We start from the raw sequence: 15,691 nt of genomic DNA on the forward strand, positions 1-15,691 counted from the left end.
ATCATACGCCCCTCAACGATAATGAAAATGGGGTATTTTTGACGATGATGTTGGATTTATTGCAACGAGTTGATCCACTGCTCGCACTGTTGCGCCCGGGAGGCATCCAGCCCGATCAGTGCCTGCTGTACCTCCTGTCGCCACGCCACCAGCAATGCTTTACGTCCGCTCAGAGTGAATCGCGCACAAATGTCGGCCGCTGACTGTCCCTCCAGCAATGCAGCATGCAGAAGCGGCAGTGTACCGACATGCTGGCTGACCAGACGCCCCAGCGCAGCAAAACTGGCCTCAAAGGGCCGCTGTGCCCAGGCGAAACCGGACAACACCTGCCAGTCATCCTCCGTCAGCGTCATATCCCTCTGGTCTGCCAGCGGCAGGTCCTGATCATCGACCTGCTGGCGCAGCCAGTAACCGTCCCGCGCCAGCTGCTGTACCAGAGCGGCGGTCAGGCGCTGCCCCGCAGAACTAAGCGGCAGCACCGCCATCACCGCGTAACAGCCGCTGCTGGCTTCACGCTGGCTGCCAATACGCACCAGCTTAAAACCACAGCGCTGCCAGAAACGCCACAGCGGTACGGTAAAACCAAAGCTGACGGAGAGATAGTCCAGCCCTTGTGCATGCTCAAGCGCATGGGCGATCAGCTGCTGTCCGATGCCGCGTCCGCGCAGCCGCGCTGAGACGGCAATGCGGCTGATACGCCGTGAACGTAGCTGCGGCGCAACCAGTGAGCCGCCATGGGCTGCCAGCGACTGAGCAACAAGATTACCGCGCGGACGCCGTTTGCCTGCCCATACCGCCGCCGCCAGCTCCGAGGATAATCCGCCTTCATCGACCAGCCATAGCGCGCCCTGCACGCTCTCTGCCTGCGTGGCCACCAGAAAATGCATGCCCGGTGCATCCATCATGCGGCGCAGGTCCAGCGGCGAAGTGCGATAGTGGGCACTGGTCAGCAGTTGATAGATCGCCGCCATACGCGCCGGCTGCCGCAACCAGTCATCCTGCTCCAGCGCGCTGTAGTGTATTGCTCCCTGCTGCGGCTCAGCGCTGCCATCCTCGAACAGCAGCATCCCGGCGACAATCTGCTCCAGAGGATCGTTAGCCGCCCAGCGCAGCGGCTCATCAAGCTGGTAGTGCGTCACCGCGGGCAGTGAGGCGCAGAACTTCAGCATAAAGCCACGCCCGGTGCCCTCGTAGCCCTGCACGGTGGTGGTCAGCAGCACCCGGGGGAATAATGTCACCAGCCGCTGCAACAGCGGTGCCGGAATGGCGGCAGCCTCGTCAATCAGCAACCAGTCAACGCCGGGTACAAGCTGTTCTGCGTCTGCCAGCAGCCGGTCTGGTGCCACAAACTGGAAGCATTCTCCGGCAAACTGCGCCAGCACATCCGTCGACACCCGGCCAGGCGCGGTCACCCGACAACGCCCCGGCCAGTGAGCCGCCAGCATCCCCGCCAGTGCAGATTTTCCACGCCCGCGGGCAGCGGTCAGTGCATAAATCCCGGGGGTGGCATTGAGAAGCTCGGTGAGAATGTCCTGCTGCGCGCGATGATCCGCCTGCCAGTCGGGCCGGATAGCAACAGGGGAAAGCGTTTGGGGAAAAGGCTGACGCCACAGCACAACGCGCGGGTCGGCCAGTATCGACTGTTGAACATGATGCACAAAGTGTGTGCTGGCACAGGGCGTGTCTCCCTCACTCCAGCGCAGTGAGTCGGCATCCTGGCGCTGCGCCCAGCCGTCCCATTCGGGTACCAGCAGCAGCAGCCAGCTGCCGGCACGCAGGGTACCCGCCAGCGCGGCAAAAGCCTCAGCATGAAAGCCGTCACGGGCATCAAACACGGCATGGTGGAACTCCCGCCCCAGCAGCGTGCGGATGGCCTGCGGCTCACAGCAAAGCCCGGTGCCTTCGGGTTTCCCCGCCCACAGCCAGTCGCCGGGCAATTGTGCCATCACATCAGCGGCCTGCTGTGCGCACCACACAGGCTCACCGCTGATCACCAGCAGACGGCGCCAGCCCTGTCGTTCAATCTGCGCCGTTGCCGTTATCAGGTCATACACCCGCGTTAACCCGCAAAGGTATTACACTGGCCAGGATTGCCGCTGTCGAAACCTTTCTTAAACCAGGTGTAACGCTGCTGCGAAGTGCCGTGCGTAAAGCTGTCCGGCACCACTCTCCCCTGGCTGCGCTGTTGCAGACGGTCATCACCAATGGCCTGGGCAGCATTGAGCGCCGACTCAAGATCACCTGTTTCCAGGATATTTTCCTGCTGCATGTAGTGGCCCCAGACGCCGGCAAAACAGTCGGCCTGCAATTCCATTTTCACTGACAGCTGATTCACTTCGGCGCGTCCGGCGTTCTGTTGCAACTGACGAACGTTTTTATCAATGCCCAACAGGTGCTGCACATGGTGGCCCACTTCATGAGCGATAACATAGCCCTGAGCAAACTCTCCGCCAGCACCCAGTTTGTTGGTCATTTCGTCATAGAAAGAGAGGTCGATATACACTTTGCTGTCTGCCGGGCAGTAGAACGGCCCCATTGCCGACTGTCCGCTGCCACAGGCGGTTGAGGTCTGGCCGCGATACATCACCAGCGTGGGCGGCTGCCAGGTCTTATTCATTTGCTGGAACAGCTTCTGCCAGGTATCTTCCGTCAGCGCGAAAACGGTACGGGTAAACTGCGCCGCTTCATCTTCTTTCGGCGTGACCCGGCGCTGCTGCTGAGTCGTTTGTGACATGGAGGTGGTGTCCCCGGTTAGCAATGGCGTCAGATCGTAGCCATAGTAGCTGGCGATCGCCACCAGAATCAGCAGAACAATGCCCCCTTTGCCACGGGGAATACGTATACGCCCACCGCCAACCGTCCCGGATTCGTTACGGCGATCTTCCACATTGTCGCTTTCGCGACGCCCTTGCCAGCGCATAGATTTTCCCTCGTGATCATCACAACAACATATCAGTCGATTTTAGTCTGACGCAGCGGGGAACACCAGAAAACGCGGGGAGCAGGAAGGATATAACAAAAAAAGGCCAGGCAAGCCTGACCTTTCAGTCATGAAGTGTCATGGGGCGGATAAACCGCGCCCGGCAATCAGTCCAGCTTCACACCCAGACGATTCGCCACTTCTTCGTACGCTTCGATCAGACCACCCAGGCTCTGTCGGTAGCGATCTTTATCCATCTTGTTCAGGGTTTCTTTATCCCACAGGCGCGCACCGTCCGGGGAGAACTCATCACCCAGCACCACTTCGCCTTTGAACAGACCAAACTCCAGCTTGAAGTCGACGAGGATCAGACCAGCATCCGAGAACAGCTTAGTCAGGACGTCGTTCGCTTTGTAGGTCAGCTCACGCATACGGGCCAGATTTTCTCTGTTGACCCAGCCGAAGGTCTCACAGTAAGACTCGTTGACCATTGGGTCATGTTTCGCATCGTCTTTCAGGAACAGGTCAAACAACGGTGGATTGAGCACCAGGCCCTCTTCCACGCCCAGACGTTTTACCAGAGATCCGGCCGCACGGTTACGCACTACGCATTCCACCGGCACCATATCCAGCTTCTTCACCAGCGCTTCGTTATCAGAGAGCAGGGCTTCCATCTGTGTTGGGATCCCGGCTTCCTGCAGTTTTGTCATAATGAAATAATTGAACTTGTTGTTAATCATTCCTTTACGGTCAAACTGTTCGATACGCTCACCGTCCAGCGCTGACGTATCGTTACGGAATTCGAGTACCAACAGATCCGGGTTTTCGGTGCTGTAAACGGTTTTCGCTTTGCCGCGATACAACTCAGCTTTTTTCTGCATCTTGTTTAACTCCAAACGATATAAGTGACACTATCAGGGCGGCGGTGCCGTCCCGTTAAAATTTTTCCTGGCGGAATTATATGTTCCACGGGTAAAAAACCGAAGCAATCGTTTACGTAATACCAAATAAAAAAGGCCAGAGAATCTCTGGCCTTCCTGGCTTACTTGCTGAATGCGGCCTGGAACACCGCCACCAGCGCATCATTCTGCGACTGGGTGAGCGGATGCCCCTTCGGATCAAGGAACTGCAGGCTACTACGGTTATCCAGGTCACCGACCTGAAGTTTGTAGTCACCATTTTTCAGTTCAGGATCTTTGGCACCCAGTTCATCAAAGGTGCTGCTGCCCGGCGCTTTGTACGTCACGTTCAGGCTGCCCTGTGAACGGTTGTTATCCGTGACTTCCATACCCATGCGGTTCAGGGTCGCTGGCAGACGCTGCCAGACAACGTTGAATGGCGCACGCAGGATCAGGTTAGGCAGGCCGGTATCATCCGCCCCACTCTGCACATCAATCTGCGTTGGGCTGCGGCTGGCGGCGGCATCTTCACGGCCGGTTTCAATCTTATCCAGGCCGGTGCTGATCTCGTTCAACATCTGCGCAGTGTAACGCTGGATCTGCACCGGGGACGTCACAACGTTGTCCTGCTGCTGCAATTCCAGCAGTTTCACCGTCAGCGCCTGCTGACCGCCCTGCTGCTGAACGCTTAACTGATAACGACCACGATATTGGTTGTCTTCATCAGCACGGTTCCACTGCACCCAATCGGTGGTCAGCGACTGACGAGCATCCTGACGGTCAGCGATCGGGAACTTGGCGGCCTGCACCACATCAACCACCTGCGGCCAGAGTGCACTGCGGGTATCGACCAGCAGCGTACCGGTATTGCCGGCAAACTGGCTACGCGTACCGTTCATCAGCGCCAGCGTCTGAGCGGGTGGACGAATATCCAACTGCTTACCCACCTGCCCTTTACTGCTGACGTTTGGTATTTCAAAGTCGCCATTTTGCAGCGGCAGGATCATGCCAGCAGGTGCGCGCAGATCGCTAAGATCGGCTGCCTGCAGGTAGGATTCGTCACCGCTCACCTGACGCTTGTAACGTTGGTCGTTAGAACATGCTGCAAGCAGCATCACCAACGACAGTCCCACCACTTTCGCTACCGTGGACTTTTGTACTGAGTAAGCCATTAATTCTCCCTAAATTTAAAGCAGGCCAGCGTTTTTCAGTGCCTGCTCAACAACCGGACGACCGGCATCGGTCAGCGGCGTCATAGGCAGACGCAGCGTATCGGTTGCTATTAATCCTAATCGTTTCGCAGCCCATTTCACCGGGATAGGATTCGGTTCAACAAACAGTTTCTGATGCAGGTGCATCAGGCGCTGGTTCAGAAGACGTGCTTCAGCAAAGTTGCCCTGCTGTGCCAGAGCACAGAGTTCTACCATTTCACGCGCGGCAATGTTCGCCGTGACGGAAATAACGCCGTGCCCGCCCAGGTGCATAAAGTCCAGCGAGGTGGCGTCATCGCCGCTCACCAGAACAAAATCTTCATTTACACGCTCTTGGATCTGACTTACCCGCGATAAGTTCCCGGTGGCCTCTTTGATTCCGATAATATTTTTAATTTTGGCCAGCCGACCGACGGTTTCCGGCAGTAAATCGGTGCCGGTACGTGACGGTACGTTATACAGCATCTGCGGAAGATCGGTGCTTTCTGCGATGGTTTTGAAATGCTGATACAACCCTTCCTGAGTAGGACGATTGTAATAAGGGGTGACAGTCAGGCAACCGACAACGCCGGAATTTTCGAAACGTTTGGTCAGAGAGACGCCTTCAGCCGTGGCATTTGCACCGGTCCCGGCAATAATCGGAATACGGCCATCTGCCAGTTCCAGCGTCAGCATCACCACATCACCATGTTCATCATGGCTGAGGGTGGCAGATTCGCCTGTCGTTCCTACAGAAACAATTGCCGCGGTGCCGCTGGCAATATGGTAATCAATCAGTTTTTTCAGACTCGCACGGCAGACATTACCTTTGTCATCCATCGGCGTAACGAGTGCAACAATACTTCCCGTGAACATTAGCCATCCCCTCGACAAACAAGTGCTTCATGGTACGTTTGTACGAGCAGTAAAAGCAAGCGCGCAGGGCGGCTCAAGCGCTTGTCAGCAGTTTTTTTTATGTTTACCTTATAGTTATTAGTATTTGGACAGGAAGCTTGATTTTGCCACAGTCATCGCAACACCATTTGGTTATCACTGCCCTTGGGGTAGACCGCCCAGGGATCGTCAATGCCATCACCCGTCATGTCAGCAGTTGCGGATGTAACATTGAAGATAGCCGGCTTGCTATGCTGGGCGACGAATTCACCTTTATCATGCTGTTATCCGGTAGCTGGAATGCGATCACCCTGATTGAATCGACTCTGCCATTAAAAGGAGCCGAACTGGAACTGCTGATCGTGATGAAACGCACCAGCGCCAGCACACGTCCTCCGATGCCCGTCACGGTGTGGGTCCAGGTGGATGTGACCGACTCCCCGCATATCATTGAACGCTTTACCGACCTGTTTGATTCGCATCAAATGAATATCGCAGAGCTCGTCTCACGCACGCAGCCAGCAGATGAAAATCAGCCTCCACTGCTCTATATTCAGATAACCGCCCACAGTCCGGCCAGTCAGGATGCTTCATTTATTGAGCAAGCTTTTAACCGACTCTGTACAGAACTCAATGCTCAAGGCACTATTAAGGCGGTTTCTCATCACGGAGCGTAAATCTGGCCAACCGCGAGAGAGAAAGTGCGCACATTTACCCATAGCATGATGATAAAAAACGGAGAGTTGTGATGAATCCACTGAAAGCCGGTGATACCGCACCGAAATTTAGCTTGCCCGATCAGGATGGCGAACAAGTAAATTTAGCCGACTTCCAGGGACAGCGCGTTCTGGTGTATTTCTACCCGAAAGCGATGACACCAGGCTGCACCGTACAGGCATGCGGTCTGCGTGACAGCATGGATGAGCTGAAAAATGCTGGCGTTGACGTCCTGGGCATTAGCACCGATAAGCCGGAAAAACTGTCGCGCTTCGTTGAGAAAGAGCTGCTGAACTTCACCCTGCTCTCCGATGAAGACCACCAGGTTTCTGAACAGTTTGGTATCTGGGGCGAGAAAACCTTTATGGGGAAAACCTATGATGGGATTCACCGTACCAGCTTCCTGATCGGTGCGGATGGAAAAGTCGAGAAAGTCTTTGATGATTTCAAAACCAGCAACCACCACGATATTGTGATGGATTACCTCAAGTCAGCATGATTTGAACGTGCGGGTCGGCCTTTTCCGGTCGACCCGTAACGATTTACCCCGTGATTATTTGGCCAACTCATCAGGCCAGGCGTGCACCACCGCTTTGACCAGCGTCGCCAGCGGGATGGCAAAGAACACGCCCCAGAACCCCCATAACCCGCCAAAAATAACCACCGAGAGGATAATCACCAGCGGATGCAGGTTCACGGCTTCTGAGAACAGCACAGGCACCAGAATATTGCCATCCAGCGCCTGGATCACCAGATACACAATCATCATGGTCCAGAAGTCGCCGGACAATCCCCACTGCCCCAGCCCAACCCCCACGACAGGAATCGTCACCACCATCGCACCAATGTAGGGGATCAGCACGGAAACACCGACCAGCACGGCCAGTAAAAGGGCATAGTTCATGCCAATCGCGAGGAAGCCGAGCCAACTCACCACCCCGACCACGACCATCTCCAGCACTTTTCCGCGAATATAGTTAGACACCTGCTGGTTCATCTCAACCCATACCTGACCGGCCAGCCCACGGTTACGCGGCAGCACGCGGCGAATGGCGCTCAGCATTTGTTCTTTGTCCTTTAGCAGGAAGAACACCATCAGCGGCACCAGCACCAGATAGATCGCCAGTGTCATCAACCCCACCAGCGAGGCGAGAGAATATTTCACCAACTGGTCACCTACGCCACTAAGACGGCTGCGCAGGTTTTCCACCACGATATCGATAATCCCCACATCCATCAGCGTAGGGAAACGCTCCGGCAGACGCATGGCAAACTGATACAGGCGGGTCAGCATGGTGGGCAGCTCATGGGTCAGATTAATGCCCTGCTGCCAGGCTACGGGGGCCACCACCAGCATCAGAACCAGCAGCAGCGTTGCGAAAACGATCAGCACCAGCGTTACTGCCCAGGTGCGCGAACAGCCAAGCCGCTCCAGCCGCACCGTTGGCCATTCCAGCAGATAAGCCAGCACCAGCGCCACTAAGAGTGGGGCCAGCAGGCCATTAAAGAAAAACAGAATGCAAAATGCAGCGATTAAAATCACCAGCAGCGCAATCGCCTGGGGATCGCTGAAGCGGCGGCGATACCATTGCGTAAGAAGTTCCAGCATGGGAGTCCTTGCCTGAAAAAGAATAGAAAAGAGTGTACCTGATACGGCCCGCCCTTGTGAGGACAAGAGCGGGCGTAAAAACTACTGCGGTAGCACCTGCACAGCGGCAGGCGGTTCATTGATATTTTTCGCGACAATCACCCGGTTACGTCCGGCATTTTTTGCCTGGTACAGGGCATCATCCGCCAGCTTGAAGGTCTGATCCATCGTATTGCCACTTTCCGGTGACCAGAAAGCCACGCCCACTGAAATGGTAATATGGCCGACAGGATCCAGCGATAGCGCTTCAATGCGCTTACGTACACGTTCAGCAATCATCATTGCCACATCGCGATCGGCGCCCGGCAGAATCATCAGGAACTCTTCACCGCCATTGCGGCAGATCACATCGGTCTGCCTGGCACTCTGCTCCAGTTGATGTGCCACGGTTTTGATCACCGTGTCACCGGCATCATGGCCGAACGTATCGTTCACCCGTTTAAAGTAGTCGATATCCAGTGCCAGCACGGCAAAAGGCTGGCTGGTCGCCAGAAAATAGTCCAGTACCGCATTCAGGCCACGGCGATTGAGCAGGCTGGTCATCGGGTCGGTCTGTACTTCACTTTTCAGGCGGCCAATTTTATCCTGCATCAGTGAAATCCCGACCAGCAACGCGCGTTTGATCTGCGAAGCCTCGTAATACCAGGAACGGATGCTGTTGATCTCTTTAGAGACATTCTGCGTATCCATCTGGCTGGCCTTGCGCGCCAGCTGCCACAGCGGCAGTGCAATGCGTTGTGCAAGGATCAGCGCAATAATCAGCGTCAGCAGAGCAAACGGCACCGAATGTTTCAGCACTTTCAGCAACAGGCTGTTGAGCGGGGCCAGCGTTGCCTCCGTGGGTTTAAGCGCCACGATGGTCCAGCCTGCCGTCGGTACATTGGCATAGCCCGCCAGCATCGGATCACCGCTTTCGGCGGTCACCTGCTGGTGGCCATTACTGGATTTTTTACGCTGTTCGTTACCGATTAACGGATCAATGGTTTTCCCGATCAGCTGGCGATCCTGGTGATACAACACCTGGTTCTTTTCATCGATCACATACAATGACGAACCGTCGCGATAGAACTGCTCGCCCAGCAGAATGTTAAGGATGCTTTTTTTCTTCAGGTAAATAGAGCCACCGACGTAGCCGAGGAAGCTACCGGTTTTCGACCAGATCGGCCAGGAGATAAACACCAGCAGATTATTGGCAGCAGACATCGTTGGCGGGCTGACCAGCGGCTTGCGCTCTGTGAGCGCCTGTTTTGAGGCGCTGGAGCTGAGATGCATGCCTTTCAGCATCAACGACTCCGGCGAGATCGCGCGCACCCAGCCGTTGGCATCAACAATCACCACAGAATTAAAACTGTTGGTTTGTTCGCGCAGGCGATCGACTTCATCCTGCAGAGTGGCATCGTTACCCAGGCCATTACCCAGCACTTTAGCGCTGTAAGAGAGCTGTGACTCAGCCAGCTGGAAAAATACTTCGGTAGTAGATGCCAGCTTAGTGGCATAAACCCGGTTTGATTCCAGTGTGTTACCGATCAGCACATCGCGCTGCACACGCCAGCTGGCGTACAGAGAATTAGCGAGAGTGATCACGATACTGGCGACAGCCAGCAACGTAATAAGAGTGCGCAAGTCCGTTTTTGGCCGCAATAGCCTCAACATGGACTCACCCTGGTGAGAAACATCATCATTTGCGCCTTATATTTTATTATGCGCGTTAATACACCCCATCGGCTTCACACGTTAAGTGTTAAGAATGCGGAGTATGTCTTTGAGTGCGAGTTATGCCCTGGTAAAGCACGTGCCAATTGTACACCTCTCAGCCGATTTGGGAATATTCTGAAGCGTACAGAGCCAATAATATTTTACTTAAAGTGAGGTATTCGCACGGCGCAGCCACGCGGAGAAGAGCAGGGAAATCGGGGTGGGGGGGGGGGGGGGGGGGGGGGGGGGGGGGGGGGGGGGGGGGGGGGGGGGGGGGGGGGGGGGGGGGGGGGGGGGGGGGGGGGGGGGGGGGGGGGGGGGGGGGGGGGGGGGGGGGTGGGGGGGGGGGGGGGCCCGCCCCCCCCCACGGAACAGCCGTTTACATCGCCAGGAAAGCATATCCCTGGTTTTCAAGGGTCGATACGGTCGTTGGGCTGGACAGTGCATGGGTGACCGACGGGTCAATCCAGTTGCTCTGGAAATGATGGAAGGCCACAGACTGATCGCACACGGACACATCCACCCCTTTGGCACGCAGGGCACCAATCAGTTTCAGGTTAGGATTATCGATGCCATAAATCCGGTGATACTGCTCATTGTTCAGCATGGCGGGCGTGCCCTCACCCGTTACTGACACCACAAACTTCAGTTTGTCTGCCGGAACGCCGGAGGCCACATACAGATTCACCACACGCGCCACACGTTCCAGCCCCAGGTTCGGATCCTGTGGTGCGTTTTCGGCCCGGGTAATCTGGAAAACAATTTTATTACTGTCATTGATGTTGGGTTTGTAAGCAACATCTGACTCGTAGTGTATTTTCCCATAGCCTTCAATGGCCGGCGTTGACCAAAATCCTTCAGGATCGCTGACCGGTGCAACACGATTGCTGATCTTATCAATAAGCTCAGGCGCTTTAGTAAAACTGGCCCCAACAAAACCGGCCACAGCCGCAATCAGAACATAAGACACCACAGAACGCATAAGAAACTCTCCGCAAAACACCGTTGTGACTGCGATATTACACAGCCTCATCACAAACGCTTACCGGCGTTTTTCATCATACAGGCTGGATAGTCCCCCTCTAAAACAGTGCCGGAACGTCACTGTGCAGCATCAGCTAACAATCCCCGTAAACAAACGTTACCAGGCAGGTCCATGCCAAACCACAGTCACGGGTCCCGCTCGCATTCCGAGCATTGTTATTACCGTGACGGCCTGAATAACGTCATGTTTTTTACTGGATCGCCATTGTTCACCGGGCGGCCTGCACAATGAAAATTTCGCTTATGTTGTCTTACGTTGCCCTCCCCCCCGACAAGGGAGTTTTTAGGAATTAACCTGGTCAATTAGCATGCCACTTTCAATAAAACTGATTAAATTTACCTAACTTTAAAGTCGTAACCAACCCATTTCAGTCATGATGGCGACATCCACGCGCTCTGTCGGGGAGCAATCCCACCCGGCCCTGTTCAGTTTTTTACCGCAACATCGTGTGCGTAATCGACGCGTTCCCACAGACGTCACTATTTTAGCCATTTCATTCGCCCCGGGCTGTGGTTTAAGATGTGGAATTAGTGCGTCTTTTTCTACGTACAAGCAGAACATTTCGGCACGTTGCCGGTCAAAAACTGGACTTCCTTGTTAGGGTTTACGTATGTTCATCCGATTAAAGAAAAGCCTGCTGGCTTCCCTGATGGTGACACTGTTGGCGGGTAGCGTACTTCCGGCTCGCGCCGATATCAGCGATAACCTACCGGATATCGGTACCACCGCAGGCGGCACACTGTCGATTAATCAGGAACTGGCGATGGGCGATTTTTATGTGCGCCAGCTGCGTGCCAGTGCCCCTATCATCAACGACCCGCTGCTGAATCAATATATCAATCAGTTAGGGCAGCGCCTGGTGACCCACGCCTGGTCGGTAAAAACCCCGTTCCATTTTTACCTGATCCGTAACGATGAAATTAACGCCTTTGCTTTCTTTGGCGGCAACGTTGTCCTGCATTCCGCCCTGTTCCGCTACAGCGATAATGAAAGCCAGCTGGCCTCCGTCATGGCGCATGAAATCTCTCACGTGACTCAGCGTCACCTGGCGCGCGCGATGGAAGAACAGCAGCGTAATGCGCCACTGACCTGGGTGGGCGCGCTGGGGTCCATTCTGCTGGCAATGGCCAGCCCGCAGGCGGGGATGGCGGCATTGAGCGGCACCCTGGCAGGGGCTCAACAGGGCATCATCAGTTTTACCCAGCAAAATGAACAGGAAGCGGACCGTATCGGCATTCAGGTGCTGCAACGCGCCGGTTTTGACCCGGAAGCGATGCCCAACTTCTTGCAGAAGCTGGCGGACGGCTCCCGCTTTGCGTCAAAACCACCGGAAATGTTGCTGACGCACCCACTGCCTGACAGTCGCCTGGCCGATGCGCGTAACCGCGCCAATCAGATGAAACCGGTGGTGGTACAGTCCTCGCAGGATTACTACATGGCCAAAGTCAGGGCGCTGGGGATGTTCTCAACCGGACAGAACCAGTTGGGCACCGATCTGCTGACGACCCTGGCGCACGGTAACAGCCGTGAACAGTCTGCCGCGCTGTACGGTAAAGCAGTGTTGCTGCTGGGGGAAAGTAAGTTTACGGAGGCGCGTACCCTCATTGCGCCCCTGCTGGCGAAGCAACCGGACAACCTGTGGTACCTCGATATCATGACCGACATCGATATCGGGCTGAAGCAGCCTCAACAGGCGATTAACCGCCTGCTGGCGGTTAAATCGGTGAACAGCAATCCGGTATTGCAGATTAACCTGGCCAACGCCTATGTAGAGGCCAAACAACCGGCCAATGCCAGCAAAGTGCTCTACCGCTACACCTGGGCGAACAAGGACGACCCCAACGGCTGGGACTTGCTGGCTCAGGCCTCGGCGGCTCAGGGGCTGACGGATGAAGAAGAGGCGGCGCGAGCTGAAGGCCTGGCGTTAAGCGGCCAGCTCGACCAGGCCATCCGCAGCCTGAGCAGCGCCAGTGCAGCCGTGAAACTGGGCAGCCTGAAGCAGGCGCGTTATGACGCACGCATCGACCAGCTGCGCCATTTGCAGGAACGTTTCCGTCAGTACCAGAAATCATAACAAATCCTGAGGATAACCATGTCAGAGGTACAGATTTACCACAACCCGCGCTGCTCCAAGAGCCGCGAAACGCTCGCGCTGCTGACAGGCCAGGGAATAACGCCTGAGGTCATCCTTTATCTGGAGACCCCACCCGATGTCGCTACGCTGAAAACGCTGTTGCAGCAGTTGGGATTCACCAGCGCGCGTCAGTTGATGCGGACTAAAGAAGCGCAGTATAAAGCTGCCGGTCTGGACGATTTAACGTTAACGGAAGCGCAGTTGCTGGCCGCACTGGTCGCTGAGCCGAAGCTGATTGAACGCCCGATTGTTACCAATGGAGGTAAAGCACGCATCGGCAGACCACCGGAACAGGTGCTGGAGATTCTTTAAAGGGAAAGCCTGGCGCAGAGGGACTACAGCGCCAGTGTCTCTTTCACGAAGGGGATAGTCAGTTTGCGCTGGGCGCTGATGGAGGCCTGATCGAGCTGATCCAGCGTCACAAACAACGTACGCATTTCACGATCGAGCCGTTTCAGCAGGAAGCGGCCCACATCTTCGGGTAGTTCAAAACCGCGTAATTTTGCACGCAGCTGTAAGGCCTGCAATTTATCTTCATCGGAAAGCGGTTGCAGCTTATAGATCTGCCCCCAGTCGAGACGTGAGGCCAGATCCGCCAGCTTCAGGTTGAGCTGACGCGGTGGGCGATCTCCGGTGATCAGCAGTCGCGTTTTACCGGTTTCCAGAATGCGATTATACAGATCGAAGATCGCCATTTCCCAGGGTTCATCCCCGGCAATGCACTCGATATTGTCGATGCAGATCAGCGCGAGCTGCTCCATGCCATCGAGCACTTCAGGCACAAACCAGGTGCGTTTATCGAGAGGAACATAGCCCACCGCTTCACCTTTAGCCGACAGTTCGGCACAGGCGGCATGCAACAGGTGGCTGCGTCCTCCGCCCTCGCGGGACCAGAAGTAGAAGTAACTCCCGTGTTGCTGATGCAGTGCGCCCTGAAGCGCAGCCAGCAGCGACGGATTTTCCCCCGGCCAGAAGCTGGCAAAGGTTTCATCGTCGGGCAGGTAAAGTGGCAGTGAGAGCTGTGCCGGCGTGTTCAGATTCACCTCAGGGTTTGAGCAGGCAGAAAACGGGAAAATTCTACCACAAGTCGTTCAGGATCATGAAACGCTAAGGTCGGGAGATGCAATGAGGCAGGGGCAGCCAGAGCTGCCCCTGCGATTTACTGTGCGTCGCGACGTTCGTCCTGCACCTCAATCACCTCTTCTTCCTTGCTCAACAGACTGATCGCTTTGAATATCAGGCTGAGCGTCACACCCACCACGGTGGCAAGTGCCATGCCTTTCAGCTCAGCGGCACCAATGTGTACTTTCGCCCCACTGACGCCGATGATCAGGATCACGGAGGTCAGGATCAGGTTCTGCGCTTTGTTGTAATCCACTTTCGATTCAATTAGTACGCGAATACCCGATGCCGCAATCACACCGTACAGCAACAGCGATACGCCGCCCATCACCGGGACCGGCACGGCCTGGATTGCCGCAGCCAGCTTACCCACGCAGGAGAGCATGATGGCCAGAATCGCTGCGCCGCCAATCACCCAGGTGCTGTACACGCGGGTAATCGCCATCACGCCGATATTTTCGCCGTAAGTGGTATTGGGCGTTGAGCCAAAGAAGCCGGAGAAAATGGTCGAGATACCATTGGCAAACATTGAACGATGCAGACCCGGGTCTTTCAGCAGGTCTTTCTTCACAATATTCGCCGTTACCACCAGGTGGCCGATATGTTCGGCAATCACCACCAGTGCCGCAGGCAGAATCGTGAAAATGGCATACCACTCAAACCGCGGGGTGTAGAAGGTTGGCAGGGCAAACCAGTGGGCTTTCGCCACCGGCGTCCAGTCGACAATGCCCATGCCATAGGACAGTGCGTAGCCCACCAGAACACCGATCAGAATCGGGATAATTGCCAGGAAACCACGGAACAGCACGGAGCCAAACACCGTTACGCCCAGGGTGACCATCGAGATAATGATGGTTTTGCTGTCAGCCATGCTGCCATCGGCAGGTAACAGACCGGACATATTCGCCGCCACGCCCGCCAGTTCCAGGCCAATCACCGCCACAATCGCGCCCATCGCCGCTGGCGGAAACATCACATCCAGCCAGCCCGTACCGGCTTTTTTGACGATCAGCGCCACCAGGCAGAACAGCACACCACACATGATGAACCCGCCCAGCGCCACTTCATAGCCCAGCGGTAACAGCAGCAGTACAGGGGAGATAAAGGCAAAGCTGGAGCCCAGATAAGCCGGGATTTTACCTTTACAGATAAACAGGTACAGCAGCGTGCCGATGCCGTTGAACAGCAGCACCGTAGCCGGGTTGATATGAAACAGGATGGGTACCAGGACCGTCGCGCCAAACATGGCGAACAGATGCTGGAAGCTGAGTGGAATGGTTTGCAGCAGCGGTGGCCGCTCGTGTACGCCAATTGCGCGACGCGTCATGATGTTATTACCCCTTGAGTTTGCTTTTGCTATAAAAAAACCGACTCTCTGGTCGGTTTGATGCTTATCGGGGCGGGGGGGGCCCCCCCCCACGGAGTTT

The 15,691-nt window shown here is 55.7% G+C and carries 14 protein-coding genes; 4 read left to right on the plus strand and 10 right to left on the minus strand.

What is annotated here, in order from left to right; genetic code table 11:
- Window positions 1-56: 56 nt before the first annotated feature.
- The 5 genes from WH279_RS21020 to dapA form a co-directional block, all read right to left on the minus strand.
- Window positions 57-2,054, minus strand: a complete 1,998-nt coding sequence (locus WH279_RS21020; RefSeq protein WP_339458405.1) for a tRNA(Met) cytidine acetyltransferase TmcA — start codon at window positions 2,052-2,054, stop codon at window positions 57-59.
- 5 nt (window positions 2,055-2,059) lie between these two features.
- Window positions 2,060-2,920 (minus strand): KPN_02809 family neutral zinc metallopeptidase, encoded by an 861-nt coding sequence (gene ypfJ / locus WH279_RS21025; RefSeq protein WP_200643930.1) that lies wholly within the window; start codon window positions 2,918-2,920, stop codon window positions 2,060-2,062.
- A 167-nt stretch (window positions 2,921-3,087) separates the two neighbouring features.
- Entirely contained in the window at window positions 3,088-3,801 is a 714-nt protein-coding gene (gene purC / locus WH279_RS21030) for a phosphoribosylaminoimidazolesuccinocarboxamide synthase (RefSeq protein WP_133845913.1), read from the minus strand.
- A gap of 161 nt (window positions 3,802-3,962) precedes the next feature.
- Window positions 3,963-4,991 carry an outer membrane protein assembly factor BamC gene (bamC, locus tag WH279_RS21035; RefSeq protein WP_339458409.1) on the minus strand — a complete coding sequence of 343 codons (1,029 nt, stop codon included), beginning with the start codon at window positions 4,989-4,991 and terminating at the stop codon, window positions 3,963-3,965.
- 15 nt (window positions 4,992-5,006) lie between these two features.
- On the minus strand, window positions 5,007-5,885 hold the full coding sequence (gene dapA, locus WH279_RS21040) for a 4-hydroxy-tetrahydrodipicolinate synthase (protein WP_339458411.1): 879 nt from the start codon (window positions 5,883-5,885) through the stop codon (window positions 5,007-5,009).
- 143 nt (window positions 5,886-6,028) lie between these two features.
- Here dapA and WH279_RS21045 point away from each other — a divergent pair, with 143 nt between their 5' ends.
- Entirely contained in the window at window positions 6,029-6,580 is a 552-nt protein-coding gene (locus WH279_RS21045; RefSeq protein WP_200643927.1) for a glycine cleavage system transcriptional repressor, read from the plus strand.
- A 71-nt stretch (window positions 6,581-6,651) separates the two neighbouring features.
- Window positions 6,652-7,119 (plus strand): thioredoxin-dependent thiol peroxidase, encoded by a 468-nt coding sequence (gene bcp / locus WH279_RS21050; RefSeq protein ID WP_133845909.1) that lies wholly within the window; start codon window positions 6,652-6,654, stop codon window positions 7,117-7,119.
- 54 nt (window positions 7,120-7,173) lie between these two features.
- On the opposite strand, the gene WH279_RS21055 is transcribed toward bcp, so the two are convergent.
- From WH279_RS21055 to WH279_RS21065, 3 genes are all read right to left on the minus strand, one after another.
- Window positions 7,174-8,229 (minus strand): AI-2E family transporter, encoded by a 1,056-nt coding sequence (locus tag WH279_RS21055; protein WP_200643926.1) that lies wholly within the window; start codon window positions 8,227-8,229, stop codon window positions 7,174-7,176.
- A gap of 81 nt (window positions 8,230-8,310) precedes the next feature.
- Window positions 8,311-9,921 (minus strand): sensor domain-containing diguanylate cyclase, encoded by a 1,611-nt coding sequence (locus WH279_RS21060; protein WP_339458418.1) that lies wholly within the window; start codon window positions 9,919-9,921, stop codon window positions 8,311-8,313.
- A 421-nt stretch (window positions 9,922-10,342) separates the two neighbouring features.
- Complete coding sequence (locus WH279_RS21065) at window positions 10,343-10,945, minus strand: DsrE family protein (RefSeq protein ID WP_339458420.1); 603 nt, start codon at window positions 10,943-10,945, stop codon at window positions 10,343-10,345.
- A gap of 673 nt (window positions 10,946-11,618) precedes the next feature.
- Here WH279_RS21065 and WH279_RS21070 point away from each other — a divergent pair.
- Together WH279_RS21070 and arsC are read left to right on the plus strand one after the other, a co-directional pair.
- Entirely contained in the window at window positions 11,619-13,082 is a 1,464-nt protein-coding gene (locus WH279_RS21070) for a beta-barrel assembly-enhancing protease (protein ID WP_200644207.1), read from the plus strand.
- 18 nt (window positions 13,083-13,100) lie between these two features.
- On the plus strand, window positions 13,101-13,454 hold the full coding sequence (gene arsC, locus WH279_RS21075) for an arsenate reductase (glutaredoxin) (RefSeq protein WP_339458424.1): 354 nt from the start codon (window positions 13,101-13,103) through the stop codon (window positions 13,452-13,454).
- A 23-nt stretch (window positions 13,455-13,477) separates the two neighbouring features.
- Here arsC and hda read toward each other — a convergent pair whose 3' ends face one another.
- A complete protein-coding gene (gene hda, locus WH279_RS21080; protein WP_133845903.1) occupies window positions 13,478-14,185 on the minus strand; it encodes a DnaA inactivator Hda in 708 nt (235 codons plus the stop codon).
- Between the two features lie 116 nt (window positions 14,186-14,301).
- Window positions 14,302-15,591 carry a uracil permease gene (gene uraA / locus WH279_RS21085; RefSeq protein ID WP_133845901.1) on the minus strand — a complete coding sequence of 430 codons (1,290 nt, stop codon included), beginning with the start codon at window positions 15,589-15,591 and terminating at the stop codon, window positions 14,302-14,304.
- Window positions 15,592-15,691: the final 100 nt, after the last annotated feature.

The organism is Erwinia sp. MYb375 (assembly GCF_037479175.1).
GTDB lineage: Bacteria > Pseudomonadota > Gammaproteobacteria > Enterobacterales > Enterobacteriaceae > Erwinia > Erwinia rhapontici.

Coding starts and splice junctions, on each gene's coding strand:
- ypfJ (WP_200643930.1), bottom strand. CDS start 2,920: ATGCGCTGGCAAGGGCGTCGCGAAAGCGACAATGTGGAAGATCGCCGT.
- purC (WP_133845913.1), bottom strand. CDS start 3,801: ATGCAGAAAAAAGCTGAGTTGTATCGCGGCAAAGCGAAAACCGTTTAC.
- bamC (WP_339458409.1), bottom strand. CDS start 4,991: ATGGCTTACTCAGTACAAAAGTCCACGGTAGCGAAAGTGGTGGGACTG.
- dapA (WP_339458411.1), bottom strand. CDS start 5,885: ATGTTCACGGGAAGTATTGTTGCACTCGTTACGCCGATGGATGACAAA.
- bcp (WP_133845909.1), top strand. CDS start 6,652: ATGAATCCACTGAAAGCCGGTGATACCGCACCGAAATTTAGCTTGCCC.
- WH279_RS21055 (WP_200643926.1), bottom strand. CDS start 8,229: ATGCTGGAACTTCTTACGCAATGGTATCGCCGCCGCTTCAGCGATCCC.
- WH279_RS21060 (WP_339458418.1), bottom strand. CDS start 9,921: ATGTTGAGGCTATTGCGGCCAAAAACGGACTTGCGCACTCTTATTACG.
- WH279_RS21065 (WP_339458420.1), bottom strand. CDS start 10,945: ATGCGTTCTGTGGTGTCTTATGTTCTGATTGCGGCTGTGGCCGGTTTT.
- WH279_RS21070 (WP_200644207.1), top strand. CDS start 11,619: ATGTTCATCCGATTAAAGAAAAGCCTGCTGGCTTCCCTGATGGTGACA.
- arsC (WP_339458424.1), top strand. CDS start 13,101: ATGTCAGAGGTACAGATTTACCACAACCCGCGCTGCTCCAAGAGCCGC.
- uraA (WP_133845901.1), bottom strand. CDS start 15,591: ATGACGCGTCGCGCAATTGGCGTACACGAGCGGCCACCGCTGCTGCAA.